Genomic DNA, 26337 nt, shown 5'->3' on the forward strand with positions numbered 1-26337 from the left:
GGTATTTGCGTTGGATCAGCGGCAGTGTCCGGCGCGCGTTGCCAAAGATAAAGCGGCGGCCAATCATGGAACGCATGAGACAAATCGATGGATCGCAGCTCGATGGCAGGCTGCTGCAACTGCTGCTGGCCGTGCTGGAGACCGGCAGCGTCACGGCGGCGGCGCAGCGCCTGGGCGTGACGCAATCGGCCGTCAGCCATCTGCTGGACAAGCTGCGCGCCATCACGGGCGACCGATTGTTCGTGCGGCAGGGGCGGGGCATTGCGCCCACGGCCCATGCACTGGCGCTGCAGGACCCTGCGCGCGAGCTGCTGCGGCAGATGCAGCAGTTCGGCCGAGGGCCCAGCTTTGACCCCGCGCACTGGCGTGCCGAGATCACCATTGCCGCCAACGACCTGCAGCGCGAGCTGCTGCTGCCGGCGCTGGCCCGGCGCCTGCGCTCAGCCGCGCCCCGGACGGTGCTGCGCGTGATCGACAGCGGCGCGCCCGATGCCGAACTGCTGCGCTCGGACGCCTGCCTGCTGGCCATCAGCCCGCGCCCGCCCGATGCCACGGACATCGTGCAAAAGCGCCTGTTCAGCGATGAGTACGCCGTCTTCTATGACAGCGCCGTGCGACAGCCGCCGGCCAGCCTGGCCGACTATCTGCATGCCGACCACGCCACCGTGGCCTATGCCGACCGCCAGGCGCTGGACCTGGACCTGCAACTGCAGGCGCGCGGGCTGGAGCGCCGCTTTGCCGTGCGCGTGCCGGGCTTTGCGGCGCTGGCCGCCTTCGTGCGCGGCACGCCGCTGCTGGCGACGGCGCCATCGCTGCTGGGCCGCACGGCCCTGTCATCGCTGGCCAGCGTTGCGGTGCCCGTGGACTGCCCGCCGCTGCCCATGTTCATGATCTGGCACGCGCGCCACCAGGCCGATCCCGCCCATGCGTGGCTGCGCGGGCAGTTGCAGCAGGTGGTGGCGCAGGCGCTTGGCGGCGCCGGGCCGTCAATGCCTGCGAAGCAAGGCGCGGCGCAGCAGGCGCGCGGCGCGGTTGCGGATCTGGAAGGGGCTGTGGCTCACGGCCGGGCTCACGCGGGCGCGTGAGCAGGCGGCCAGGAAGTCGCGCAGCAGCACGCTGTCATCCAGCGTGCTGGTGTCCGGGTTGCGGAACTGGAATTCGGGGTGCCACTGCGTGGCCGCGATGTAGCTCTTGAGCGTGCCGGGCTTGCGGAAGATGGCCTCGGGGATGCGGTCGGGCAGGCTCCAGGCTTCGACATCGAACTCTGGCGCCACGTCCTTGATGCCCTGGTGGTGGATGCTGTTGACGCGTGCGCGGTCCAGCGTGGGATACAGCGCCTCCAGCCGGCTGCCGGGCACGATGGCGATGTCGTGGTAGTGGCGGTCGTACTCGGTGGGATTGCGGTGCAGCTGCGAGCCGGGCACCTGGGTCTCGATGTCCTGGTAGAGCGTTCCGCCGAAGGCCACGTTGATCAGCTGCAGACCGCGGCAGACGCCGAAGATGGGCTTGCCGGCCTGGGAAAACGCCTCGACCACGGCCAGGTCGTAGAGGTCGCGCACGCGGTCGCCCAGCCATTCGGGACGCATGGGTTCCTCGCCATAGCTGCCGGGCCAGACATCGGCGCCGCCGTGCATGACCACCCCATCCAGCCATTCGGCGTAGTGCTCCAGCGTCACGTCGCCGCGTGCGGTCTCGCCTGTGGGGCAGGGCACCATCACCACCATGGCGCCGGCCGACATGATCCAGTGCGCTATCGATTGCTCCACGTACTGCAGCGTCTTGCCCGTGAAAAGCGGACGCTGCGGGTCCGCATGGGAGAAACAGGCCGAAAGGCCGATCTTGAGGCGGCGTGAGGCAAGTGGGCTCATGGGGTGGTGGGCAAGGGGAAAGTCCTGATGGTCACGTTGTAAGCCCAATCGTGCCTGCGACCTGTAGGAAGGGGTTGAACGCCCGCGACCGGCGCAGGGCCATCACCGCAAATAGGTGTAGGTGAATGCAAGAGTTGTCTTGAGGCATCTCAAGCTTCTTCAGCGCGCTGAACCCGGCGTCGCCCCTCTGGGTGTAGCCTGTAGGCAGGGTGGGGACTGCGGATGCTGCAGTGCGAAAAACCTGACGACGCAGGGTGCGACTTGCTGTGCAGGCAGCCCGCATGGCGTTACGATGGTTTCGCCAGTTCATCAATGGCCCCGACAACCCCGCCGCGCCGGTGGTGCGGCTTTTGGCGACTAGGAGGATATGCATGCAAGTTCAGGTTCATGCCGACGATTCGATCCAGGGTGGCGAGTCCTTGGCGCAATGGGCGCAGGAAGAAATCAACGCCAAGCTGGCGAGATTGAAGGACTATGTGGTGCGCGTGGAGGTGTTCCTCACGGGTGTCGATGCGCTCAAGACCTCGGGGGCTCCCGGCAAGCGCTGCGTTCTGGAGACCCGGGCCAATGGACGCCCGCCGATCGCCGTGAACGCCGAGGCCGAGAAGGTCAAGGACGCCTTCAATGCCGCCATCGATAAGCTGAAGCGGGCGGTGGAAACCGATCTGGGCAAGCTCAAGGACAAGCATGGCCGCGAGAGCGTGCGCGGCGTGGAAGATGGCACCGAGGTGGATGCGGCCAGCCCGGCCTGACCCTCGAAACTCCCGCAACATCAACGGCAAGGCGCCCCTTTCGGGGCGCCTTTTTGCTGGGGCAGCGATCGCCGCGAAGACTGCGGTACGGCGCGTTTCAGCGCGAGGCGCGCAGCACCACGCCGTCCAGCGAAGGCGCATGCAGCGGCGCCAGGGGCGAAGCCAGCGGCGGTCCGAAGCGGCGCGCCGCAGTGGCGGGCTGCCGGGTCTCGGCCTCCCACTGCGCGCGGGCCTCGGCGATTTCCTCTCCCGTGCGCGCCACGAAGTTCCACCACAGCAAGATGGCTTCATCCATGGGCTCGCCGCCAATGACCAGCAGGCGGCTGCCGGGCGCCGCTTCGATGGCGACCGAGGGCGTGCCCAGGGGCAGGTAGAGCAATTCCTCCACCGGCAGCGGCTGGCCGTTCACGCGCACGTCGCCTTCCAGGCTGAGCACGGCATGCTCGAAATCGGCGCGCAGCGGCAACGTGGCGACGGCATTGGCGCTGCGTGCGCTGTCCGCATGCAGGTCCACGCTCATCAGGGGCGTGTGCACCTCGGCGGGCGACGTCAGGCCCAGCGCCTCGCCGGCCAGCACCGTGGCCGTGAAGTCTCCCACCGTGGTCCTGGGCAGCGCGGGGTAGTGCTGGAAGCGGGGCGGACCGTTGCGGTGCGATTCGGGCAGCGCAATCCACAGCTGGGCGGCGTGGATGTGCGAGGGCGTCTGGCTTTCCTCGGAATGGGCGATGCCGTGGCCTGCCGTCATCAGATTGACCTGTCCGGGCCGGATGATCTGGGTGTTGCCCAGGCTGTCGCGGTGCAGCACTTCGCCGCGGATCATCCAGGTGAAGGTCTGCAGGCCGATATGGGGATGCGGGCCGACCTGCATGCCGGGCGGCGCGGGATCGGCGGGGCCGGCGTGGTCGAGAAAGCACCAGGCACCGACCTTGCGCAGGGCGCGCTGCGGAATGGCGCGCTGGATGGGAATGCCGCCCACGTCGGCGGTGCGGGTGGGAAGGTGCTGGGGCTGGGAGTTGGGTGGGGACGTGTCGGACATGGGCGGATCGGCCTGGTTCGTGGGGGAGGCCACCAGTGTCGTGCAGCTCGGCGCAGCAGGCAAACCAGGATCGCAGATATTGGGCCTGTTCGCTGACAGCGCATTCTCAGGAACATTGTTTACATTCGAGGAACGGCCCGGCGCCCGTCCTTTTGGCGGGCGCCGGCCTCACTCTTACAGGAGAAAACGCCATGAATACATCCGTACAGACGCACGCCGAAGCCGCTGAAGAGGCGGTCCAGAGCGCCGTGGAAGTCCAGCGATTCCCCGAGAAATTCGAAGCCACGGTCACCGGCAATGTGCAGCACCGGGTAGGCGATGGCCAACTGGAAGACATTCCGCGTGGCACCCGTGTGCAGGTGGCCACGGCCATCGGAAGCTATGTGCTGTCCTGGACCCAGGAGGATCAGCCGATCACCGTGTCGCTGGCCAAGCGGGAGTTCGAGCTCTATGTCGATACCGGGGAGATCGAGGTCAGCGAAGCCTGACGCCGGCCATGTCCCCGTCCACTCCGAAGGCCCTGCGGCATACCTGCCGCAGGGCCTTTTGCATGGTGGCCAGTCCTTCGCTCAGGCGGGCAACTGCAGCGCGGTCTGGATGCGCACTTCGCCGGCCAGCAGCTTGTGCACGGGGCAGGCCTCGGCCACCTGCAGCAGGCGCTGGCGCTGTTCGTCGTCCAGGTCGCCTTGCAGGGTGATCTGGCGTTCGATCAGATTGCCGCTGGCCGGCGTGCCTTCGGGGTTCAGGCGCAATTGCACATCCACCTGCTCCAGCTTCCACTGCTTGCGCGCCGCATACATCTGCAGCGTGACCGTGGTGCAGGCGCCCAGGGCCGACAGCAGCAGCTGCAGGGGGTTGGGCGCCGTGTCGCCGCCGCCCTTGTCCGCGGGCTCGTCCACATGCCAGCTGTGGCCTTGGGGGTCGCCAAGCGTGACGCGATAGGGGGTGTCCGTGCTGGTGGCATGGGCGCTGTGGATCATGGAAGGTCCTTTGTCCTGGGGGTGTCGCAAGAGGGGTGGGGGAGCCAACGGACGACTCTACGCCTGCTTCGCGTCCGCTGCCTGGGGCCGATGCTTCATGCGCAGCGGAATTTTGAGGTAGTGCACGCCGTTGGCCTCGGCCTCGGGCCAATGGCCTGCGTGCATGTTGACCTGGATGGCGGGCAGCAGCAGGGCGGGCGCCGACAGCGTGGCGTCGCGCCGGTTGCGCATGGCCACGAAGCTGGCCTCGTCCACGCCCGCGTGCACATGCACGTTGCCGGCACGTTGGTCGGCCACGGTGGTTTCCCAGGCGTGGCGGTCGCGGCCCGGCGCCTTGTAGTCATGGCACATGAACAGGCGTGTTGCGGGCGGCAGGGCCAGCAGGCGCTGGATGGAGCGGAACAGCGTGCGCGCATCGCCGCCCGGAAAGTCGGCGCGCGCCGTGCCGTAGTCGGGCATGAACAGCGTATCGCCCACGAAGACCGCGTCCTCGATGCGGTAGGACACGCAGGCGGGCGTATGGCCGGGCGTGTGCAGCACCTCGATGCGCAGCCCGCCCAGGGGCAGGCTGTCGCCGTCTGCCAGCAGCCGGTCGAAGGGCTGGTCGCCGCCGGACGCGGGCAGGTTGAAGACGGGGCGGAAGATGCGCTGCACCTCGCGGATGTGCTCGCCCACGGCGATCGGGGCGCCCGTGCGCTCGCGCAGGTACGGGGCCGCGCTGAGGTGGTCGGCATGCGCATGGGTTTCCAGGATCCAGCGCAGGCGCAGGCCCTGGGCCTGCGCGGCGGCCAGCACGGCATCGGCCGAGCCGGTGTGGGCCTGGCCGCTGGCATGGTCGTAGTCGAGCACGGGGTCGATGGCGGCGGCCTCGCCCGTGTTCGCATCCCAGACCAGGTAGGTCACGGTATGGGTGGCTTCGTCGAAGAATGGCGCGATGCGCAGCGGCGAGGTCATGAAAGCACTCCTTTGTCGATGGCTCCAGTGCAGCCTGCCGGCAAGTATATTAGAATTTGCTAAATTAGATTTTTCTTAATCATGAACCAACCCATCCTCTCCTCCGAACAGGCTTTCCTGCAGCAGGGTGCGGCGCGCGCCGCCGCCCTGCTGCGCGCCGTGGGCAACGAGAGGCGCCTGCTGGTGCTGTGCCTGCTGATCGAGCATGGCGAGCTGTCGGTGGGCGGGCTGCTGGAGCGCATCCCGCTGAGCCAGTCGGCCCTGTCCCAGCATCTGGCGCGCATGCGCGATGAGGGCCTGGTCGCCTACCGCCGCGAGTCGCAGACCCTGTACTACCGCATCGCCGATCCCGATGCGCAAAAGCTGGTGGCGGCACTCAAGAGCATCTTCTGTCCCTGAAAACCCCCACCCCAGGAGTCGTCCCATGTCCCTTCCCCTCATCTCGGCCCAGGCCGCCCGCCAGTTGCAGGCGCAAGGCGCCTGGCTCATCGACATCCGCGCGCCCGACGAACATGCGCGCGAACGCATGGCAGGCGCCCGCAGCATGCCCATGGAGCGCCTGGGCGCCCAGGCCTGGGGCGATGCGCCGGCCGCCGTGGTCTTTCACTGCCGCTCCGGCAACCGCACGCGGCTCAACGCCCAGGCCCTGGCGGCTGCCTTGCCGCCCGGCTGTGCCGGCCATGTGCTCGACGGAGGCCTGGACGCCTGGAAGGCCGAAGGCCTGCCCGTGCTGCACGACAGCCGCCAGCCGCTGGAGCTGCAGCGCCAGGTGCAACTGGGTGCGGGCGGGCTGGCACTGCTGGGCGCCGTGCTCGGTGCCACGGTTTCACCGTGGTGGCACCTGCTTTCGGCCTTCGTGGGCTGCGGTCTGATCGTGGCGGGTGCCACCGGCTTTTGCGGACTGGCGCGCATGCTGATGAAGGCGCCCTGGAATCGGCGCGCCCTGGGGCAGTGACGGTGTCTGCGCTGAAGTCCACCTGACGCCGGCCGGCTGCCCCCCTCCTTCCCCTGTTCCGGGGACTGTGGAGAACCCCGGACGGCAGTACGATAGCTGCATGACATCTGTTTATGCCCAACGCCGCGCACGCTTGGCCGCCCAGTTGGGCGCCGGCGGCATCGCCATCATTCCCACCGCTCCCGAGCGCCAGCGCAACCGGGACACCGGCTATCTGTACCGCCACGACAGCTATTTCTATTACCTGACCGGCTTTGCCGAGCCCAATGCCTGCCTGGTACTGGCCGCCGATGGCACCAGCGTGCTGTTTTGCCAGCCCAAGGACCTGGAGCGCGAAATCTGGGACGGCATCCGCCTGGGCCCCGAGGCTGCCGTGGCCACGCTGGGCGTGAGCCAGGCGTTCTCCAGCGCCGAGATCGATACGCGCCTGCCGCGCCTGCTGGAGAACCGGGGCCGCCTCTGGTATCCGTTCGCCACGCATGAAGGGCTGGCCGTGCGCGTGGAAGGCTGGCTGGGCCAGGTGCGCGCACGCGTGCGCTTTGGCGCGCTGTGCCCGTCCGAGCAGGGCGACCTGTGCACGCTGCTGGACGAGATGCGCCTGGTCAAGGACGCCCACGAGCAGGACATCATGCGCCGCGCCGCCGCCATCAGCGCCCAGGCCCATATCCGCGCCATGCAGCGCTCGGCACGCATGCTGCGCGCAGGCCAGGAGGTGCGCGAATACCACCTGGACGCCGAGTTGCTGCATGAATTCCGCCAGCAGGGCTCGCAGTACGTGGCCTACGGCTCCATCGTGGCCGCCGGCGCCAATGCCTGCGTGCTGCACTACCAGGCCGACAAGGCCCCCGTGCGCGCGGGCGAACTGGTGCTGATCGACGCCGGCTGCGAGCTCGACGGCTACGCCAGCGACATCACGCGCACCTTCCCCGCCGATGGCCGCTTCACCGGCCCGCAGCGCGCGCTCTACGAGCTGGTGCTGGAAAGCCAGAAGGCTGCCGTGGCGGCCACACGGGCCGGCGCGCGCTTCAACGATCCGCACGACGCCACCGTGGCCGTGCTGGCGCAGGGCATGCTGGATCTGGGCCTGCTGGACAAAAAGGTCTATGGCAATGCCCAGGACGTGATCGAGCAGCGCGCCTTCTTCCAGTTCTACATGCACCGCACCGGCCACTGGCTGGGCATGGACGTGCATGACTGCGGCAGCTATGTGGAGCCTTCGGAGCTGGGCCAGTCGCACGAGCGCAAGGACCCGCTGTCGGGCGAGACCATCACCAACCGCCCCAGCCGCATCCTGCGTCCGGGAATGTGCACCACCATCGAGCCGGGCATCTACGTGCGCCCTGCGGCCGGCGTGCCCGAGCAGTTCCACAACATCGGCATCCGCATCGAGGACGATGCCATCGTCACCGAGACCGGCTGCGAGCTGATCACGCGCGGCGTGCCCGTGGAGCCCGACGAGATAGAAGCCTTGATGCGTGACTGACAACGCCAGCCTGCCCACCACCGGCCCCGTGTCCACTCTCATGCCCGCCCCATCGGCCTATGCCGCACCCGCACTGCCCCGGCTGAGCTGGCGCATCTTCACGGTGCTCTGGCTGCTGGGGCTGCCCGGCGTGGCGGCCATGGCCTGGTTCGTGCTGCCCGACTGGATGCGCATGCTGGGCCTGCCCGTGGAGCCGCTGGTCACGCCGCTCACCGGCATTGGCGTGATGGCCGCGCTGCTGGCCCTGCCCGTGGGCGTGGGCGTGTGGCTGGGGCCGCGGCTGGGCCTGTCCGCACCGCTGCTGACCACCTGGGTGGCCGGGCGTTCGCCCCAGCGCGCCGTGCGCTACCTCACGCTGCCGGGGCTGGCCGGCGGCGTGGTCGGCGCGGCCTGGCTGGTGACCCTGGCCCTGGCCTGGCCCGACGACCTGACCCTGATCGACCCCGTCTACGCCATGCCGCTGGGCGCCAAGATGCTGTACGCGGGCATCACGGCCGAGCTGGTGATGCGGCTGGGCGGCATGACGCTGGTGATGTGGCTGCTGTGGCGGCTGAGCGGGCGCACAGACCGCCGCCCGGGATGGACGCTGGGCTGGTGGTCCGTCATGCTGTCGGCCCTGCTGTGGGGCATGCTGCAGCTGGCCCTGGCCTGGAGCACCTGGGGCGGCCTGTCGGACGCGCTGGTGCTGCAGTTGCTGCTGTTCGAGGTCGTCCACGGCGCCGTGGGCGGCTTCCTGTTCTGGCGCTATGGCCTGGAGGCGGCCATGGTGGCCCATGCCATCACCTACCTGCTCTCGCACGGACTGGTGTGAGGCCTGGCGTCTGCGCAATGACACCGCCAGGATGAAGCGTCACAGAAGCCTCAGCGAGCCGAACAGGCCCTCGGTCTCGTCCTCGGGGCCGGCGGCGAAGTAGAGCGCGTCGCTGTCGCCCAGGGCCACGCCGTTGCCGAACTGCAGGGCCCACAGGCCGGGGATGGCCACGGGGCGGTGCTGCGCGTCGCGCAGATCGTCCACATAGCGGCCCGTGGACAGGTCGAAGGCACAGATGCGGCCTTCTCCCCCGAAGTTGCCGACCAGCAGGTGCCCCGCCAGTGCGCCGAAGCCGTCAGGAGCGATGGCCACGCCCCAGGGCGCATTCAGGCGTCCATCGTCCTCATAGATGCGCAGCAGGCGGCCGTCGAGGTCGAACTCGGCCAGCCTGCCGCGCGCAGGCCGGTTGCCGCTGGCCGCTTCTGCGGCTGCGTCCAGCGCATCCTCCTCGCCGGCATGGAACGCCAGGGGATCGTCCGGGTCGGGCTGGCTGATCGCATAGAGCACGAACACGCGGTCGCGGCGGCCGTCGTTGACGACCTGGATGTTGAAGGGCACCGGATCACCGGGCCGGGCCTCGCCTGCCGCGCCTGATGCGAACGGGTTGGCGAAGCCCTGGGTGGGCACCAGTTGCCACTGCGCGTCCAGCGTGCGGATCTGGGGCCGGGCGCCGAAGTCGGCCATCCACACGCGGTCCCAGCGGCCCGTGTGGATGGCGGCCCCGAAGAAAGCCATGCCCTGGTCGGCGCCATTGAACATTTCCACCGCAGGGCCATCCACCCGGACGATGGCGCCCGTCTGCGCATCGCGCTCCGTCCAGGCGCTGACGCTGCCGCTGTCGGTCACGAAGACGAAGCGGGCCGAGCCCTCGAGCAGGCGTCCGGCGGCAGGCTGCTGCCGGACCCGCAGCAGCTGCTGGTCCAGGGGCGCACCGTTGTAGACCACGCCGGTGACTTTGCCGGCACTGTCATCGCCGGTCAGGGCATCGGAGCGCGGAACGGCCACTTCGCGCAGGCCGTCCTGGTGCAGGGCGCGCATCCCGGGATCGGCCGAGCGAGCCACGTCACCGATGAACTGCCAGGACGTGCCCCCGCCGCCAATCCAGAAATGGCCTCCCGCGCCGGCCGGGCGGATGGCGATGCCCCAGCCGTTGACGAAGCCGGGCTGCGTGAAGCGCGCGCCGTAGCGCGCATGGCTGGCGAGCAGGGGAGTCTGGACATAGCGGTTGGCGGCAACATCGCCACCCGCGCCGCAGGCGGTCAGCGCCGGGGAGGCCAGGGTGGTCAGAACAAAGCGTCTGCGGTCAAGCATGGTGGATTTCCTGGTGGCATGGCAAAGCTGTGGATGGACTGGCTGAGCATGCGAAACCAAGGGGAACCGTATGTTCTGGCTGCGGCCTGCGGGCCGGGTGGACCACAGGAATATGAAGGCGATGCTAGGAAGCAGGGGCGGGCCGCGTCAATGTGGACCAGTCTGATTCTGTGGTGTCCTGCGGCGCGGTGAGCATTGCGAACGCGGCGGGCAAAACTGCTTTCACAGGAGGCCGGCATGGCACAGCGCCTTTGCCGGAAATGCTGCCGTGCAGCATCAAAAGCAATAGCGGCAAAGGCAGTGCACCGCAGTGTTCGGCGATGGCAACGGCATCCGGCCGCCCCCTTGCGCAGGCTCGGGACGCGGGGTCTTCAGGCCCGCACCGCATGCCGGAATGTTGCCTTCATGTAACCGCATTCGTGTGAGAATTGAAACCCGATTACAAACCCTGAGCGAGAGACATTCCATGCAAGTGAGCCGTGCCACCAAGATCGTCGCCACCCTGGGCCCCGCTTCCAGCGACCCGCAACTGCTGGAACAGATGGTGCGCGAAGGCGTCAACGTGGTGCGCCTGAATTTCAGCCACGGCAAGGCGCAGGACCACATCGACCGCGCCACCATGGTGCGCGAGGCGGCCCAGCGCGCAGGCCGCGAGGTGGCCATCATGGCCGACCTGCAGGGCCCCAAGATCCGCGTCGGCAAGTTCGCCGAAGGCAAGGTCATGCTGGAGCCCGGCGCGCGCTTCGTGCTCGACGCGTCGCGCACCGAGCCCGGCGACATCAACGGCGTGGGCCTGGACTACAAGGAACTGCCGCGCGACGTGAAGCCCGGCGACGTGCTGCTGCTCAACGACGGCCTGATCGTGCTCACCGTGGACCATGTGCGCGGCGACGAGGTGCACACCACCGTCAAGCTCGGCGGCGAGCTGTCCAACAACAAGGGCATCAACAAGCAGGGCGGCGGCCTGACGGCCCCGGCGCTGACGGCCAAGGACATGGAGGACATCAAGACCGCCATGAGCTTCCAGGCCGACTACGTGGCCGTGAGCTTTCCCAAGAACGCCACCGACATGGAGATGGCGCGCCAGCTGTGCAACGTGGCTGCGGCCCAGTACGGCCACAAGCCCGGCCTGATCGCCAAGATCGAGCGCGCCGAGGCCATTCCGCGCCTGGAAGAGATCCTGCATGTCTCCGACGGCATCATGGTGGCGCGCGGCGACCTGGCCGTGGAAGTGGGCAACGCTGCCGTGCCCGCGCTGCAAAAGAAGATGATCCGCATGGCGCGCGACATGGACAAGTTCGTGATCACCGCCACGCAGATGATGGAGAGCATGATCACCAACCCCGTGCCCACGCGCGCCGAGGTCAGCGACGTGGCCAACGCCGTGCTGGACGGCACGGACGCCGTCATGCTCAGCGCCGAGACCGCCGCCGGCAGGTACCCGCTGGAGACCGTGCAGGAAATGGCCAAGATCTGCGCCGCCGCGGAAGCGGCCGAAGACCCGGACAGCGATGCCGAGTTCACCGGCCGCCAGTTCTCGCGCATCGACCAGTCGATCGCCATCGGCGCGCTGTTCACGGCCCACCACCTGGGCGCCAAGGCCATCGTCGCCATGACGGACAGCGGCTCCACCGCGCTGTGGATGAGCCGCCACCGCATCCACATCCCCATCTACGCGCTCACGCCCAAGATCTCCACGCAGCGCAAGATGGCCATGTACCGCAACGTGCGCCCCCTGCTCATGGACACCAGCGCCGACCGCGACACCGCGCTGGACCAGGCCGAAGGCCATCTGCGCGCGCGCAACATCGTGCAAAGCGGCGATGTCTATGCCATCACCTGCGGCGAGCCCATGGGCCAGCCCGGTGGCACGAACATGCTGAAGATATGTCGTGTGAACTAACCCCCTGAGGCGCTTCGCGCCTTCCCCCTCTCGCTACGCGGGGGGACGACACCCTCGCGGCGGGACGGCCCTTGCTCGGTGTCCCTCGTTCTGGGGGGCGCCAGTTTTATGTGCCGTGCGCTATGCCTTCGCCATGGTCTATTGGGGCCTGCCTGAGTGGGTTCGTGCGTTGTAGGGCAGCAGGTTGGGCATGACGGCAAGGCGGCGCCACAGCGCAGCATGCCAGACCAGGGTGGCGCTGCAGATGCCCACGATGGCACCGCCGACCACATCGGACGGGAAGTGCACGCCCAGGTGCACGCGGCTCCAGCCCATGCCCAGGGCCAGCGACCAGGCGGACACCATGACCCAGCGGCGGTGGAGCGTGCAGCCCAGGGTCAGCGCCTGGGCCAGGGCAAAGGCGCCCGTGGCGTGCATGCTCGGAAAGCTGGACCGCAGCGTGTGTTCCACCCATTGCACGCCCATGCCCAGCTGGGCAGGACGCGGCGCGGGGAAGCCCCAGCGGACCAGCCGTGCCACGGCCCAGGCGGCCAGCATGGACAGCAGGGCCAGCACCAGCGTGCGGCGCAGGGCGGGCGAGCCGCGCAGCAACCCGGCCATCACGGGAAGGGCGCACAGCGAGGGAAGCCAGGAGGAGATGGCGCGCGCCGCCTCGATCGAGATGGCGGGCGTTTGCGCGTTGGCCTTCAGCAGCGTGAACAGGGCGGGGTCCAGGGGCAGCATGGCAACGCTTGATCAGGGAGTGGAAGGCGGAAGGCTGGCGGCGGGCCACAGGGAGTCAGGCGCGCTGTCCCGGGTGCGCAGCGCACGCGTGACCGCCAGGTCGAAGAGCCAGCCCGCCGTCCAGCACAGCCAGCCGGTCCACAGCGTGTGGCTCATGAAATGGGCGCCGCGCATCTGCTGGGCCAGGCCCATCGACAGGCCTGCGGCCAGCGAGACGGCCAGCCAGATCCAGGCTGCGCGGGGTGCATGGCGGCGCAGCGCGAAATAGCCGGCCAGAAAGGCGAAGCCTGCCGAGGCGTGGCCTGCGGGAAAGCAGCGGCCCGGCCCGCCGTCGGCCAGGCCCAGCGACCAGTGCGAGACGTGGCGCGCCACGCCGCCGAACTCGGCCAGGTCCCAGGGGCAGCTGGTCGCGCTGGTGTACTTGAGCAGCGAGATCAGGGCCAGCGACAGCAAGATGCCCGCCACCAGCTGCACGCGCCGCCCGTGAGGCAGCAGGCGCAGCGGGCCGATGGGCCGCCAGACGCACAGCGTCAGGCCCAGCACCACCAGCCAGGCCAGGCGGCGTGCGCCTTCGTGGGCGATGTTCACGAAGAACCAGTCCGAACGCAGCGCAAAGCCATCGGCGTCGCCAAACCAGCGGGCCATGGCCAGGTCCAGGGCGCCGGCATCCCAGGCCAGGACCACGGCCAGCGCCGCCAGGGTCCACAGCAGGGTGCTTTTGAAGGAGGGGCCCTGCGCAGGGGCGGCGGAAAAATCTCGGGGTTCAGGTGTCGGCATGGCCGGCAGCATGAGAAGCGCGGCTTAAACCCGTCTTAACGCATGCCCCGGCGTGCGGCCATCGTCTGGCGCCGCAGCCGGCAGCGGCCATTGCACAATGCGCGCATGCGAATACTGGTCGTCGAAGACAACGCGGGCATTGCCGCAGGCCTGCAGGCCAATCTGCAACAGCGCCGCTATGCGGTCGACGTCTGCTCCACCGTGGCCGATGCCTGGCATGCGCTGGAGATGGAGCGCTTCGACGCCGTGCTGCTGGACCTGGGCCTGCCCGATGGCGATGGCAGCGAGATCCTGCGCCGCCTGCGGAGCCCGCGCCGCCCGGGTGGCGACAGCCACGCCCTGCCGGACCCCAACACGCCCGTGCTCATCCTCACCGCGCGCGACCAGGTGCGCGAGCGCATCGCCGGGCTGGACCTGGGTGCCGATGACTACCTGGTCAAGCCCTTCGACATCGACGAGCTGGAGGCGCGGCTGCGCGCCATGCTGCGCCGCGCAGGCGGGCAGGCGGCACCCGTGATCCGCCATGGCGAGCTGGAGGTCGACCCGGCCGCGCGCACCGTGCGCCGCGACGGAAAGCTGGTGGAAATGTCGCCGCGCGAGTTCTCCGTGCTCTGGGTGCTGCTGCAGGCGCGCGGGCGCGTGCTCTCGCGCCAGCAGATCGAAGAGCACCTCTACAGCTGGGGCACGGCCGTGGAAAGCAATGCCGTCGAGGTCCATATCCACCACCTGCGCAAGAAGCTGGGCAATGCCAGCATCGTCACCATGCGCGGCGTGGGCTACTTTCTTCCTGCGGAGAACCCATGAGCACCGCGCAGCAGCGCCGCCCCTCGCTGATCTGGCATCTGATGGCCTGGATGCTGGGCGCGCTGGTCGTGGTCTGGGCCAGCTTCGTGGCACTGGGCTACCAGACCGGCGTGCACGAGGCAGACGAGCTGACCGACGGCCACCTGGCCGGCGTCGCTGCGCTGGTGCTCAACCTGGAAGTCGCAGGCGCCGTAGGCCAGGGAGCAGCCACGCCCGTGCATGAGCCCCCCGGCCTCATGGCCCACGACTACCAGCAGTCGCTGAGCGTGGCCCTGTGGGATGGCGCGGGGCGGCTGATCTCGCGCACGGGCGATGCGCCCGAGCCCGCCTTCGACACCGAGCAGGGCTTTGCCACCCTGCGCCTGGGTCCCGAGCATCGGGCCTGGCGCAGCTTCACCCAGTGGAGCCGCGACCATGCACGCAAGGTCAGCGTGATGATCGAGCTGCAGGAGCGCGACGAACTGGCCGACGACATCGCGGGCCAGATGATCGAGCCGGGCCTGTGGCTTTTGCCTGTGGTCGCGCTGGCGCTGGGGCTGGCCATTCGACGCGGCATGCGGCCGCTCAACGAACTCTCGCGCGAGGTCGAGCGCCTGGACCTGGCCCAGGCCGAGCGCGTCTCGCACCGCCACGCGCTGCGGGAATTCATGCCCGTGGTGAACTCCATCAACACCTTGCTGGACCGCCAGCAGGAGGCGCTGGAACGCGAGCGCAGCCTGGCCAACGAAGTGGCCCATGAACTGCGCACGCCGCTGGCCTCCATCGCCTTGCAGGCGCGTGCCCTGGGCGATGCGCCGGCCGGCGCCATGGATGCCCCGGCCCAGCGCGCCGCGCTGGCGCGCATAGGCCAGGACGCGCTGCACGCCGGCCATGTGCTCAGCCAGCTGCTGGCACTGGCGCGCGCAGGACGCGCCATGCTGGCCGACCCGCCCGTGCCCGTGGACCTGGCCGCGCTGGCCCGCCAGGTGGTGGCCGCCCATGCGCAGGCGGCCTGGCAGCGCGGCTGCAGCCTGTCCGTGCAGGCGCCTGAGGCACTGGGCGTGATGGGCAATGCCGTGCTGCTGGAGCTGGCGCTGCGCAACCTGGTGGAAAACGCCCTCAAGCACACACCGCACGGCACGCAGATCGAGGTGCAGGCCGGGCAGGGGCCGGATGGCGAGGTCTGGCTGCAGGTCTGCGATGACGGCCGCCGTAGCGACGGCCGCCGTGACGGCGCAGAGCGCGCGGCAGCGCCCGTGGACAGCTTGCACCTGGGCCACGAGATCGTGGCGCGCGTGCTGCGCGCCCACCAGGGAAGCTTTGGCGAGGCCGCGCCGCCCGAAGGCTTCACGACCTGCTACCGCATGGGAATGCCCGGGACAGGGTTGGCGGCAGCTGGTTAAAATCGCCAGTTACCAAGCGGTTACTGCCGCGATCCCCCGGCCGCAGCCCCGCAGCGAACCCATGACGCAGCGGCGGCCGCCATGCGGCAGGGGCATCCCCCTCTCAACAACTTGATACGGACCCTACACATGCCTCTCGTTTCGATGCGCGAACTGCTGGACCACGCTGCCGAAAACGGCTACGGTCTTCCCGCCTTCAACGTCAACAACCTGGAGCAGGTGCAAGCCGTGATGTCGGCCGCCGACGAAGTGGGCGCGCCCGTCATCCTGCAGGCCAGCGCAGGCGCCCGCAAGTACGCCGGCGAGCCCTTCATCAAGCACCTGATCCAGGCCGCCGCCGAGCAGTATCCCCACATCCCCCTGGTCATGCACCAGGACCACGGCACCTCGCCCGCCATCTGCCAGGGCGCGCTGAACCTGGGCTTCGGCTCGGTGATGATGGACGGCTCGCTGATGGAAGACGGCAAGACGCCTTCCTCCTTCGAATACAACGTGGACGTGACCCGCAAGGTCGTGGAAATGGCCCACAAGCTGGGCGCCACCGTCGAAGGTGAACTCGGCTGCCTGGGCTCGCTGGAAACCGGCATGGCCGGCGAGGAAGACGGCGTGGGTGCCGAAGGCGTGCTCGACCACTCGGCCCTGCTGACCGACCCCGAGGAAGCGGCCCAGTTCGTCAAGGCCACGCAGCTGGACGCGCTGGCCATTGCCATCGGCACCAGCCACGGCGCCTACAAGTTCACGCGCAAGCCCACGGGCGACATCCTGTCCATCCAGCGCGTCAAGGAAATCCACGCGCGCCTGCCCAACACCCACCTGGTCATGCACGGCTCCTCCTCCGTGCCCCAGGAACTGCTGGAAATCATCCGCCAGTACGGCGGCGCCATGAAGGAAACCTACGGCGTGCCCGTCGAGGAAATCCAGGAAGCCATCAAGCACGGCGTGCGCAAGATCAACATCGACACCGACATCCGCCTGGCGATGACCGGCGCCGTGCGCAAGTTCCTGGCCGAGAACCCCGAGAAGTTCGATGCCCGCGAATGGCTCAAGCCTGCCCGCGAAGCCGCCAAGCAGATCTGCAAGGCCCGCTACATCGAGTTCGGCTGCGAAGGCCAGGGCGCCAAGATCAAGGGCTACACGCTGGAGCAGATGGCCGCCAAGTACGCTGCCGGTTCGCTGCAGCAGGTCGTGAACTGATCGGTTCCTTCCCCCTTCAAAAAAAGCCCGCCGGTCCGCCCGGCGGGCTTTTTTGTTGTCAGTGCGGCGCGGGGGCCGCAGCCTGGGACCGCTGGGGCACGGCCATGGCCATCTCGTCATCGGGCACCACGGGCTGGGGGTGGCTGGCGTTCCAGCCCGACACCAGCAGGCTGGTGCCCGACAGCACCAGCAGCAGGCAGACCATCCATTCGACCAGCCGCTTGGGCAGGGCGGGCGGATGGCGCATGTGCAGCCAGGTCACCACCGTCACCACGGGAAAGGCCAGGGCTGCGGCCAGCAGCACGCTGGCGGTGATCTCGCCCTCCCAGGCCACCATCGCCAGGCGCAGCAGCGCGCAGGTGAGGAACATGGCAAACAGGCACTGGCGCACCACCAGGCGGTCCAGCGGCTGGCGGTACAGGTGGTAGACCATGGGCGGGCCCGGCGTGGCAAACAGCCCGCCCAGCAGCCCCGAGGCCACACCGGCCACCCACAGCGACACCGGCCCCGACACCTGCGCGTTGACCTGCTTTTGCAGCAACAGCAACAGCGCGCAGGCCACGATGGCCAGGCCCAGCAGCATGCGCAGCCCGCTCAGCGCATTGCCGCTGAGCCACTGCAGCAGCAGCACGCCGCCGATCACGCCGATGACGCTGCTGATCAGCATGGGCTTGAGCAGGGACCACTGCGGCACCTGGCGGTGGGCGCGCAGGTAGGCCACGCCGTTGACCACGGACAGCAGGCAGGCCACGTTGGCCGCATCGCCAATGCCCATCAGGTGCGTTGCACCGGCCACGCCCACGAAGATCAGCCCGAAGGCAAAGCCCGTCAGGTTCTGGCAAAACGTCGCCAGGCCCACCAGGGCCAGGAACATCACATACTGGATCACGCTCATCGAAAGGCTTTCTGGCGCGCCGCTGCGCCGAACCGGCGACGCTAACACGGAGCGCCTTCGCCTGCCCGGGCGGCGAAGTCACCAGCGGGCGCCCCAGGCCAACGTGCCAGGCCGGCGTGTCAGTCCGACGTCTCAGGCGGTTGGCGTGTTGAGCCGCTGCAGCCGCTCGGGCGTGCCCACGTCGGTCCAGCGCCCGGCATACAGGCTGGCGCTCGCCTGGCCGGCGGCCATCGCCCGGCGCAGCAGCGCCACCAGCGGCATGCGCCAACCGTCGGGGTTGCCGGGCGGGATGTCGCACCAGGGCGCGGCAAACAGCTCGGCGCGCAGCAGCGCAATGGTGCCGTAGGTCTGGCGCGGGCGGGCATCGCCCTCGGGCCAGTCGCAGGCCAGGCCCAGTTCGTCCACGCCGAAGTCGCCACGCGGATGGTGCTCGGGGTTGGGCACCAGCCACAGATGGGCCAGCCGTCCGCTGGCGGCAAATTCGCGGGCCGCCTCGAACGGGAAATCGAAGTCGGGCGCGTAGACATCGCCGGCCGCCAGCCAGAACACCGTGTCCAGAAGCGGCAACGCGCGCGCAATGCCTCCTGCGGTCTCCAGCGCCTGCTCGGGCTCGGGAGAATAGGCCAGATGCAGCGGCTCGCCACCTGTGTCGGGCGCGAAGCGCTCCCCGAAGCGCGCGGGAATCTGCTCGCCCAGCCAGCCCGTGTTGACCACGGCGCGGCGCACGCCGGCCTGCGCAAGGGCCTGCAGGTGGTGCTGCAGCAGCGGCCGGCCCTGCACCTGCAGCAGCGGCTTGGGGCAGGTGTCGGTCAGCGGCCGCATGCGCTCGCCACGGCCTGCGGCCAGCAGCATGGCCGGTGGCTGCTCGGTGAGGAAAAGCGCCTTGGCGGCGGGGAACGGCTGGATGGGCGAGGCGGTCATGGAGCGCAACTGTAGACCATTGCCAGCGGCCATTGCCCCGCGCGCGGGAGCCGAAAACCCGCGTCCTTTAAAATAGCCGGCTTACTCTGATTACCCCCTCCTTCACGGAGCGCCCTGATGGCCAACACTCAACAAATGGCGAATGCGATCCGCGCACTCGCAATGGATGCCGTTCAACAAGCCAACTCCGGCCACCCCGGCGCCCCCATGGGCATGGCCGACATGGCCGTGGCACTGTGGAGCCGTCACCTCAAGCACAACCCCGTCAACCCGCAATGGGCTGACCGTGACCGCTTCATCCTGTCCAACGGCCACGGCTCCATGCTGATCTACGCGCTGCTGCACCTCACGGGCTATGCGCTGCCGATCGACGAGCTCAAGAACTTCCGCCAGCTGCACAGCAAGACGGCCGGCCACCCCGAAGTGGGCATCACCCCCGGCGTGGAAACCACCACCGGCCCGCTGGGCCAGGGCATCACCAATGCCGTGGGCTTCGCGCTGGCCGAAAAGCTGCTGGCTGCCGAGTTCAACCGCGCAGGCCACGCCATCGTCGACCACCACACCTACGTGTTCCTGGGTGACGGCTGCCTGATGGAAGGCATCAGCCACGAGGCCGCGGCCCTGGCCGGCGCCTGGAAGCTGGGCAAGCTGGTGGCGCTGTACGACGACAACGGCATCTCCATCGACGGCAAGGTCGCCCCCTGGTTCATCGACAACACGCCCGCCCGCTTCGAAGCCTATGGCTGGAACGTGGTGCGCGACGTGGACGGCCACAACGTGCAGGCCATCGATGCCGCCATCGCTGCCGCCAAGAAGAGCAGCGACAAGCCCACGCTGATCTGCTGCAAGACCAGCATCGGCAAGGGCTCGCCCAACCGCCAGGACACGGCCAAGGCCCACGGCGAGCCCCTGGGCGCCGAGGAAATCGCACTGACCCGCGCGGCCCTGGGCTGGGAGCACGGCCCCTTCGACATCCCCGCCAGCGTCTACGGCGACTGGGATGCCAAGGCCGCCGGCGCCAAGGCCGAAGCGGCCTGGAACAAGAAGTTCGCCGCCTACGCCAAGGCCTTCCCCGAACTGGCTGCCGAATTCAAGCGCCGCATGGCCGGTGACCTGCCTGCCAACTTCGGCGAGATCGCCGCGCAGATCGCCTCCGACGCGCATGACGCAGGCGCCACCGTGGCCAGCCGCAAGGCCAGCCAGCTGGCCCTGGAAGGCCTGACCGCCGCCCTGCCCGAACTGCTGGGCGGCTCGGCCGACCTGACCGGCTCCAACCTGACCAACACCAAGAGCACGCCTTCGCTGCGCGTGGACGACAAGGGTGCCGTGGTCCTGACCGAAGACGGCAAGATCGGCCGCCACATCAACTACGGTGTGCGCGAGTTCGGCATGGCCGCCATCATGAACGGCATCGCCCTGCATGGCGGCTACATCCCCTACGCAGGCACCTTCCTGACCTTCAGCGACTACAGCCGCAACGCCATCCGCATGGCCGCGCTGATGAAGCAGCGCGTGGTCCACGTCTTCACGCACGACTCCATCGGCCTGGGCGAAGACGGCCCCACCCACCAGTCCATCGAGCACGCCGCCTCTCTGCGCCTGATCCCGGGCCTGGATGTCTGGCGCCCTGCCGACACCACGGAAACCGCCGTCGCCTGGACCGTGGCCCTGAGCCAGAAGAACAAGCCCACGGCCCTGCTGCTGTCGCGCCAGAACCTGGCCTACGCAGCCAAGACCGAAGACGCGCTGGACGACATCGCCTGCGGCGCCTACGTGCTGTCCGAGCCCAAGGCCGTCGGCCTGAACAAGAAGGCCCAGGCCGTCATCATCGCCACCGGCTCCGAAGTGCAGCTGGCCCTGGCCGCCCAGAAGCTGCTGGCCGAGCGCAAGGTCGCCGTGCGCGTGGTCTCCATGCCCAGCACCACCACCTTCGACAAGCAGGACGCCAAGTACAAGAGCCAGGTGCTGCCGGCCAACCTGCCGCGCATCGCCGTGGAAATGGGCGTGACCGACTTCTGGTGGAAGTACGGCTGCGCCGCTGTCGTCGGCATCGACACCTACGGCGAATCGGCTCCAGCGCCCGTGCTGTTCAAGCACTTCGGCTTCACGGCCGAGAACGTGGCCGACACCGTGCAGGCTGCGCTGCAGCGCGCCGGCAAGTAAAGCTGCGAGAAGGGGCCTGTGGCCCCTTTTTGCCGCCCGCCAGGCCCGGCCTGGCCCTCACCGTTTCAGTTTTTCCGTTTTTCGCAATCCGTCAATCCAAGAGGCAAATATGACGATCAAGATCGGTATCAACGGCTTCGGCCGCATCGGCCGCATGGTGTTCCGCGCTGCCGTGCAGAACTTCAGCGACATCGAAGTCGTGGGCATCAACGACCTGCTCGAGCCCGACTACCTGGCCTACATGCTCAAGTACGACAGCGTGCACGGCCGCTTCAAGGGTGAGGTCTCGGTGGAGGGCTCCAACCTGATCGTCAACGGCAAGACCATCCGCCTGACGCAGGAGCGCGACCCCGCCAACCTGAAGTGGAACGAAGTCGGCGCCGACATCGTGATCGAGGCCACCGGCCTGTTCCTGACCGACGAGACCGCACGCAAGCACCTGGCTGCCGGCGCCAAGAAGGTCATCATGTCCGCGCCTTCCAAGGACAGCACCCCGATGTTCGTCTTCGGCGTGAACTGCAAGACCTACGCTGGCCAGGACGTGATCTCCAACGCCTCCTGCACCACCAACTGCCTGGCTCCCGTGGCCAAGGTGCTCAACGACAAGTGGGGCATCAAGCGCGGCCTGATGACCACCGTGCACGCTGCCACCGCCACCCAAAAGACCGTGGACGGCCCCAGCAACAAGGACTGGCGCGGCGGCCGCGGCATCCTGGAAAACATCATTCCCTCCAGCACGGGCGCAGCCAAGGCCGTGGGCGTGGTGATTCCCGAGCTCAACAAGAAGCTGACCGGCATGTCCTTCCGCGTGCCCACCTCCGACGTGTCGGTGGTCGACCTGACGGTGGAGCTGAACAGCGAAGCCAGCTACGAAGAGATCTGCGCCGAAATGAAGGCCCAGTCGCAAGGCGCGCTCAAGGGCGTGCTGGGCTACACCGAAGACAAGGTCGTGGCCACGGACTTCCGTGGCGAGTCCTGCACCTCGGTGTTCGATGCCGAAGCCGGCATCGCCCTGGACAAGACCTTCGTGAAGGTCGTTTCCTGGTACGACAACGAGTGGGGCTACTCCAACAAGTGCCTGGAAATGGTGCGCGTGGTTGCCGCCAAGTAATCCTGGCGCGAACCCCTGCGGGGCCTGTCGAGGGCCCCGCACCAGGCCGGCATCGGACGCGATGCCGGCCTTTTTCATGGCGGACAGTGTGCCCCGGCACTGCAAGCGTTGCTCGACAAAGCCGGCACCGGCGGCGCGGCATCATGGCCGCATGATTACTTCATCCGCATTGCACGAGACCATTGGCTTTGACGACTTCCTCAAGGTGGAGCTGCGCGTGGGCCGCATCGTGGACGCCCAGGTGTTCAAGGAGGCGCGCCGCCCGGCCTATGTGCTGCAGGTCGATTTCGGCCCCGAACTGGGCCTGCGCAAGTCCAGCGCCCAGATCACGGCGCTGTACCGGCCCGAGGAACTGATAGGCCGCCAGGTGGTGGCCGTGCTGAACTTTCCCAGCAAGCAGATCGGTCCCATGCGCTCGGAATGCCTGGTCACGGGATTCCACAACGAGAACGGCGAGGTCGCGCTGTGCGTGCCCGACCGCGAGGTGCCGCTGGGCACCAAGCTGCTGTGACGGCCTTGCGGACTATTCGATGCGCGCGCCGGCCGCCTTGACGATGCGGCCGGCTGCCTCCCAGTCGTTCCCGGGGCGGCGCCGGAATGCGACGCCACCTCTCAACCTGCCGCCATGCGCTGCGTGAGAAAGTCCAGGAAGGCCGTGATGCGCGCGGCCAGCGCCGTGTTGCGGTAGTAGACGGCGTGGATGGGCTGGCGCTGCTGCAAGGTCTCGCGCGCCAGCACCTGCACCAGCTCGCCCTGGGCGCGGTCTCGCACGGTCATGAAGTCGGCCAGGCAGACCACGCCCTGGCCGGCCAGGGCCAGCTGGCGCATGGTCTCGCCGCTGGAGGCCGTGAGCTGGGGCGCGGAATCCCAGCGGTCGCCGCCCTCGGGCGTGCGCAGCGGCCAGTGGTTCAGGCCCGGCACCTGGCTGTTGCCGATGCGCTGGTGGCGCGCCAGCGCGGCCACGCTCGCCACGGGGCCATGGGCCTGCAGGTAGGCGGGGCTGGCCAGCACGCGCAGCAGGCTGTGGCACAGCAGCCGCGCATGCAGCGTGGAGTCGCGCAGCTCGCCGATGCGGATGGCGATGTCGGTGCGCTGGGCCAGCAGGTCGATGTGCAGGTCATCGGTGTTCAGCTCCAGCGTGATCAGCGGATAGAGCGCGCGGAACTCACCCACCAGCGGCACGATGGCATGCAGCATGAAGGGCGAGGCCGCATTGACGCGCAGCAGCCCGGCCGGCGCCTCACGGCGCGCGGCCAGTTCCTCCTCGGCCGCGTCCAGGGCCTGCAGCACCTCGCGCGTGCGGGCCAGGAAGCGCGCCCCTTCCTCGGTCAGCTCCAGGCTGCGCGTGGTGCGCCGCACCAAGGTGGTGGCCAGCTTTTTCTCCAGGCGCGACAGGCTGCGGCTGATGCCCGAGGTGGTCTGTCCCAACTGCTCGGCCGCCGCCGTGATGCTGCCGCAGTCGATCACGGCGCGAAAGGCCTGCAACTCGTCCAGCGTGGTTTTCATGGGGTGCCAGCTTGGCGCAATTGTTGCTGCAGCGTCAAATATTTTCTGCTGATACCAGGCTTTATCTGCAAGCGTTAACCCGCCAGACTGCAGTCTTCGGGGCGTGGTTCCGCGCCTTATTTGCTTTTTGAAAGACCTGCATGACATCGACTGCCTCTCTCGCTTCCGTGGTGCCCGCCTTCGGCCTGGGCACCTTCCGCCTCAAGGATGAGGTGGTGCGCCAATCCGTGGGCCAGGCCCTGGAAGTAGGCTACCGCGCCATCGACACCGCCCAGATCTACGGCAACGAGGCCGATGTGGGGGCCGCCATCGCCGCCAGCGCCGTGCCGCGCGATCAGCTGTTCCTCACCACCAAGATCTGGACCGAGAACCTGTCCGCCGACGCGCTGATCCCCAGCCTGGAGCGCAGCCTTGAAGCCCTGCGCACCGACCATGTGGAGCTGACGCTGATCCACTGGCCTTCGCGCAGCGTGCCGCTGGAGGACAGCCTGGGCGCCCTCATGCGCGCCAGGGAGCAGGGGCTGACGCGCCACATCGGCGTGTCCAACTTCAACATCGCGCTGCTGCAGCAATCCATTGCCGCCGTGGGCGCCGCGAACATCGCCACCAACCAGATCGAACTGAGCCCCTATCTGCAAAACCGTGCCGTCACCGACTTCGCACGCCAGCAGGGCATTCACACCACCTCGTACATGACGCTGGGCTACGGCAAGCTGCTGGCCGATCCCGTGCTGGCCGACATCGCCGCCGCCCACGGCGCCACGCCCGCCCAGGTGGCGCTGGCCTGGGCCATGGCCATGGGCTATGCCGTCATTCCCTCGTCCACCCAGCGCGCCCACCTGCAGGCCAACCTGGACAGCTGCCAGCTGGTGCTGGGCGCCGAAGACATGCAGCGCATCGCCGCGCTGGAGCGCGGCGACCGCCAGGTCAGCCCAGACGGGCTGGCTCCGGCCTGGGATTGAACCGCGATCGTGACGGAGGGCCTGGGCGGCCCGGCGAGCTTTGACCTGGAGCAACGCAATGCGGACCCTAGGGGTAGTACTAGGGTTATCACAGTATCGAACGACCGTGCTTTTTATGAGAATGCACGATTAGTCGAGACAACCAGGAGACAAGCAGCATGAGTGACCGCCCATGGCTGGGTGCCTATCCGGCAGGTGTGCCCGCCGACATCGATCCCTCCCAATACCCTTCGCTGGTGGCCCTGATGGAGGAGGCCTTCAGCCGCTACGCGGACCGTGTGGCCTATTCCTTCATGGGCAAGGAGCTGACCTACTCCCAGGTCGATGCGCAAAGCCGCGCCTTCGCTGCCTATCTGCAGAGCCTGGGCCTGGCCCGCGGCGACCGCGTGGCGCTGATGATGCCCAACGTGCCCCAGTACCCCGTGGCCGTGGCCGCCGTGCTGCGCGCCGGTTTCGTCGTGGTCAACGTAAACCCGCTGTACACGGCGCGCGAACTGGAGCACCAGCTCAAGGACTCGGGCGCCAAGGCCATCGTCATCATCGAGAACTTCGCCCATACGCTGCAGGCCTGCAAGGCCGCCACGCCCGTGCAGCACATGGTGCTGTGCACCATGGGCGACCAGCTGGGCATGCTCAAGGGCGCCATCGTCAATTACGTGGTGCGCAAGGTCAAGAAGCTGGTGCCGCCGTTCTCGCTGCCGGGGGCCGTGCGCTTCAACGACGCGCTGGCCAAGGGCATGCGCTCGCCCTTCCAGGCGCCGCAGCTGCAGGCCTCCGACATGGCCCTGCTGCAGTACACGGGCGGCACCACGGGCGTGAGCAAGGGCGCGGTGCTGCTGCACAGCAACATCATCGCCAACGTGCTGCAGTCCGAGGCCTGGAACCAGCCCGCCATGGGCAAGGTGCCGGCCGGCGAGCAGCCCACCAGCATCTGCGCGCTGCCGCTGTACCACATCTTCGCCTTCACGGTGAACATGATGCTGTCCATGCGCACGGGCGGCAAAACCATCCTGATTCCCAATCCGCGCGACCTCAAGGCCACGCTCAAGGAACTGTCCACGCAGCGCTTTCACAGCTTCCCGGCCGTGAGCACGCTGTTCAACGGCCTGGCCAACCACCCGGACTTCAACACCGTGGACTGGTCGCACCTGAAGGTCTCGGTCGGCGGCGGCATGGCGGTGCAAAGCGCCGTGGCCCAGCTGTGGCTGCAAAAGACCGGCTGTCCCATCTGCGAGGGCTACGGCCTGTCGGAGACCAGTCCCTCGGCCAGCTGCAACCCCGTCACCTCCACCGAGTTCTCGGGCACCATCGGCGTGCCCCTGCCCAGCACCTGGATGAAGCTCGTCGATGACGAAGGAAACGACGTGACCACCATCGGCGAGCGCGGCGAGGTCGCCATCAAGGGCCCGCAGGTCATGGCCGCCTACTGGCAGCGCCCCGACGAAACCGCCAAGGTGTTCACCGCCGACGGCTACTTTCGCACCGGCGACATCGGCACCATGGACGAGCGCGGCTACTTCAAGATCGTGGACCGCAAGAAGGACATGGTCCTGGTCAGCGGCTTCAACGTCTATCCCAATGAAGTGGAGGACGTGGTCTCCAACTGCCCCGGCGTGCTCGAATGCGCCGTGGTCGGCGTGCCCGACGAGAAGACCGGCGAGGCCGTCAAGCTGGTCATCGTGCGCAGGGACGACAGCCTCACCGAGCAGGCCGTGCGCGATTTCTGCCACGACAACCTCACGGGCTACAAGCGGCCCCGCGTGATCGAGTTCCGCACCGAACTGCCCAAGACCCCGGTTGGCAAGATCCTGCGCCGGGAGCTGCGCGACAGCAAGTAACGCGGGCG

26 protein-coding genes are annotated in these 26337 nt (G+C 68.3%); 16 read left to right on the plus strand and 10 right to left on the minus strand.

Annotation, left to right across the window (positions count from 1 at the left end; genetic code table 11):
* Positions 1-65: 65 nt before the first annotated feature.
* Entirely contained in the window at positions 66-1085 is a 1020-nt protein-coding gene (locus tag ACF8LI_RS27110) for a LysR family transcriptional regulator (RefSeq protein WP_392414586.1), read from the plus strand.
* Here the strand turns inward: ACF8LI_RS27110 and ACF8LI_RS27115 are convergent.
* Positions 987-1868, minus strand: coding sequence for a gamma-glutamyl-gamma-aminobutyrate hydrolase family protein (locus tag ACF8LI_RS27115; RefSeq protein ID WP_012202849.1), 882 nt, complete (start codon positions 1866-1868; stop codon positions 987-989). The genes ACF8LI_RS27110 and ACF8LI_RS27115 overlap by 99 nt on opposite strands.
* Positions 1869-2239: 371 nt before the next feature.
* Between ACF8LI_RS27115 and ACF8LI_RS27120 the strand changes: the two genes are divergently transcribed.
* Entirely contained in the window at positions 2240-2620 is a 381-nt protein-coding gene (locus ACF8LI_RS27120) for an HPF/RaiA family ribosome-associated protein (protein WP_016449850.1), read from the plus strand.
* 97 nt (positions 2621-2717) lie between these two features.
* Here ACF8LI_RS27120 and ACF8LI_RS27125 read toward each other — a convergent pair whose 3' ends face one another.
* On the minus strand, positions 2718-3656 hold the full coding sequence (locus ACF8LI_RS27125) for a pirin family protein (RefSeq protein ID WP_209672462.1): 939 nt from the start codon (positions 3654-3656) through the stop codon (positions 2718-2720).
* A gap of 191 nt (positions 3657-3847) precedes the next feature.
* Here ACF8LI_RS27125 and ACF8LI_RS27130 point away from each other — a divergent pair, with 191 nt between their 5' ends.
* The gene (locus tag ACF8LI_RS27130; protein ID WP_016449848.1) at positions 3848-4144 is read left to right on the plus strand and encodes a hypothetical protein; all 297 of its coding nucleotides are present in this window, start codon (positions 3848-3850) and stop codon (positions 4142-4144) included.
* A gap of 81 nt (positions 4145-4225) precedes the next feature.
* On the opposite strand, the gene ACF8LI_RS27135 is transcribed toward ACF8LI_RS27130, so the two are convergent.
* Entirely contained in the window at positions 4226-4636 is a 411-nt protein-coding gene (locus tag ACF8LI_RS27135) for an OsmC family protein (protein ID WP_047473446.1), read from the minus strand.
* A 57-nt stretch (positions 4637-4693) separates the two neighbouring features.
* Complete coding sequence (locus tag ACF8LI_RS27140) at positions 4694-5590, minus strand: MBL fold metallo-hydrolase (RefSeq protein WP_392414587.1); 897 nt, start codon at positions 5588-5590, stop codon at positions 4694-4696.
* An 81-nt stretch (positions 5591-5671) separates the two neighbouring features.
* On the opposite strand from ACF8LI_RS27140, the gene ACF8LI_RS27145 reads away from it, so the two are divergent.
* The 4 genes from ACF8LI_RS27145 to ACF8LI_RS27160 all read left to right on the plus strand — a co-directional run bounded on the left by ACF8LI_RS27145 (position 5672) and on the right by ACF8LI_RS27160 (position 8839).
* Positions 5672-5989, plus strand: coding sequence for a helix-turn-helix transcriptional regulator (locus ACF8LI_RS27145; RefSeq protein WP_047217864.1), 318 nt, complete (start codon positions 5672-5674; stop codon positions 5987-5989).
* 25 nt (positions 5990-6014) lie between these two features.
* A complete protein-coding gene (locus ACF8LI_RS27150) occupies positions 6015-6545 on the plus strand; it encodes a rhodanese family protein (RefSeq protein ID WP_017404647.1) in 531 nt (176 codons plus the stop codon).
* A gap of 100 nt (positions 6546-6645) precedes the next feature.
* Positions 6646-8028: an aminopeptidase P N-terminal domain-containing protein gene (locus ACF8LI_RS27155; protein ID WP_016452064.1), complete on the plus strand. Its 1383-nt coding sequence runs from the start codon at positions 6646-6648 to the stop codon at positions 8026-8028.
* Entirely contained in the window at positions 8021-8839 is an 819-nt protein-coding gene (locus ACF8LI_RS27160) for a hypothetical protein (RefSeq protein WP_016449842.1), read from the plus strand. The genes ACF8LI_RS27155 and ACF8LI_RS27160 overlap by 8 nt, the downstream gene beginning before the upstream one ends.
* Positions 8840-8878: 39 nt before the next feature.
* Here ACF8LI_RS27160 and ACF8LI_RS27165 read toward each other — a convergent pair whose 3' ends face one another.
* Positions 8879-10150, minus strand: a complete 1272-nt coding sequence (locus ACF8LI_RS27165; RefSeq protein WP_392414588.1) for a TIGR03118 family protein — start codon at positions 10148-10150, stop codon at positions 8879-8881.
* A 466-nt stretch (positions 10151-10616) separates the two neighbouring features.
* Between ACF8LI_RS27165 and pyk the strand changes: the two genes are divergently transcribed.
* Positions 10617-12053 (plus strand): pyruvate kinase, encoded by a 1437-nt coding sequence (gene pyk, locus ACF8LI_RS27170; RefSeq protein WP_016449840.1) that lies wholly within the window; start codon positions 10617-10619, stop codon positions 12051-12053.
* A 138-nt stretch (positions 12054-12191) separates the two neighbouring features.
* Here the strand turns inward: pyk and ACF8LI_RS27175 are convergent, their stop codons facing one another.
* Positions 12192-12776 (minus strand): phosphatase PAP2 family protein, encoded by a 585-nt coding sequence (locus tag ACF8LI_RS27175; protein ID WP_392414589.1) that lies wholly within the window; start codon positions 12774-12776, stop codon positions 12192-12194.
* A gap of 12 nt (positions 12777-12788) precedes the next feature.
* A complete protein-coding gene (locus tag ACF8LI_RS27180) occupies positions 12789-13565 on the minus strand; it encodes a phosphatase PAP2 family protein (protein ID WP_392414590.1) in 777 nt (258 codons plus the stop codon).
* Positions 13566-13658: 93 nt separating this feature from the next.
* Between ACF8LI_RS27180 and ACF8LI_RS27185 the strand changes: the two genes are divergently transcribed.
* The 3 genes from ACF8LI_RS27185 to fba all read left to right on the plus strand — a co-directional run bounded on the left by ACF8LI_RS27185 (position 13659) and on the right by fba (position 16933).
* The gene (locus ACF8LI_RS27185; protein WP_026062623.1) at positions 13659-14357 is read left to right on the plus strand and encodes a response regulator transcription factor; all 699 of its coding nucleotides are present in this window, start codon (positions 13659-13661) and stop codon (positions 14355-14357) included.
* Positions 14354-15739, plus strand: coding sequence for a two-component sensor histidine kinase (locus ACF8LI_RS27190; RefSeq protein WP_016449836.1), 1386 nt, complete (start codon positions 14354-14356; stop codon positions 15737-15739). Before ACF8LI_RS27185 ends, ACF8LI_RS27190 begins: the two co-directional genes overlap by 4 nt.
* Positions 15740-15868: 129 nt before the next feature.
* A complete protein-coding gene (gene fba, locus ACF8LI_RS27195; protein ID WP_013804528.1) occupies positions 15869-16933 on the plus strand; it encodes a class II fructose-bisphosphate aldolase in 1065 nt (354 codons plus the stop codon).
* Between the two features lie 58 nt (positions 16934-16991).
* Here fba and ACF8LI_RS27200 read toward each other — a convergent pair whose 3' ends face one another.
* Positions 16992-17828, minus strand: coding sequence for a TSUP family transporter (locus tag ACF8LI_RS27200; protein WP_392414591.1), 837 nt, complete (start codon positions 17826-17828; stop codon positions 16992-16994).
* A 132-nt stretch (positions 17829-17960) separates the two neighbouring features.
* A complete protein-coding gene (locus ACF8LI_RS27205; protein WP_392414592.1) occupies positions 17961-18749 on the minus strand; it encodes an NDP-sugar synthase in 789 nt (262 codons plus the stop codon).
* A gap of 117 nt (positions 18750-18866) precedes the next feature.
* Here ACF8LI_RS27205 and tkt point away from each other — a divergent pair, with 117 nt between their 5' ends.
* The 3 genes from tkt to ACF8LI_RS27220 all read left to right on the plus strand — a co-directional run bounded on the left by tkt (position 18867) and on the right by ACF8LI_RS27220 (position 22534).
* Entirely contained in the window at positions 18867-20912 is a 2046-nt protein-coding gene (gene tkt / locus ACF8LI_RS27210) for a transketolase (protein ID WP_016449833.1), read from the plus strand.
* 109 nt (positions 20913-21021) lie between these two features.
* On the plus strand, positions 21022-22023 hold the full coding sequence (gene gap / locus ACF8LI_RS27215) for a type I glyceraldehyde-3-phosphate dehydrogenase (protein ID WP_012202871.1): 1002 nt from the start codon (positions 21022-21024) through the stop codon (positions 22021-22023).
* A gap of 151 nt (positions 22024-22174) precedes the next feature.
* The gene (locus ACF8LI_RS27220; protein WP_209672472.1) at positions 22175-22534 is read left to right on the plus strand and encodes a tRNA-binding protein; all 360 of its coding nucleotides are present in this window, start codon (positions 22175-22177) and stop codon (positions 22532-22534) included.
* A 101-nt stretch (positions 22535-22635) separates the two neighbouring features.
* On the opposite strand, the gene ACF8LI_RS27225 is transcribed toward ACF8LI_RS27220, so the two are convergent.
* Positions 22636-23529 carry a LysR substrate-binding domain-containing protein gene (locus tag ACF8LI_RS27225; protein ID WP_392414593.1) on the minus strand — a complete coding sequence of 298 codons (894 nt, stop codon included), beginning with the start codon at positions 23527-23529 and terminating at the stop codon, positions 22636-22638.
* 140 nt (positions 23530-23669) lie between these two features.
* On the opposite strand from ACF8LI_RS27225, the gene dkgB reads away from it, so the two are divergent.
* Together dkgB and ACF8LI_RS27235 are read left to right on the plus strand one after the other, a co-directional pair.
* The gene (gene dkgB, locus ACF8LI_RS27230; RefSeq protein WP_392414594.1) at positions 23670-24491 is read left to right on the plus strand and encodes a 2,5-didehydrogluconate reductase DkgB; all 822 of its coding nucleotides are present in this window, start codon (positions 23670-23672) and stop codon (positions 24489-24491) included.
* A 158-nt stretch (positions 24492-24649) separates the two neighbouring features.
* Entirely contained in the window at positions 24650-26329 is a 1680-nt protein-coding gene (locus tag ACF8LI_RS27235; RefSeq protein ID WP_126311140.1) for a long-chain-fatty-acid--CoA ligase, read from the plus strand.
* Positions 26330-26337 lie beyond the last annotated feature (8 nt).

Origin of the sequence: Delftia sp. WSY_12 (genome assembly GCF_043104645.1) — a bacterium.
GTDB lineage: Bacteria > Pseudomonadota > Gammaproteobacteria > Burkholderiales > Burkholderiaceae_C > Comamonas > Comamonas tsuruhatensis.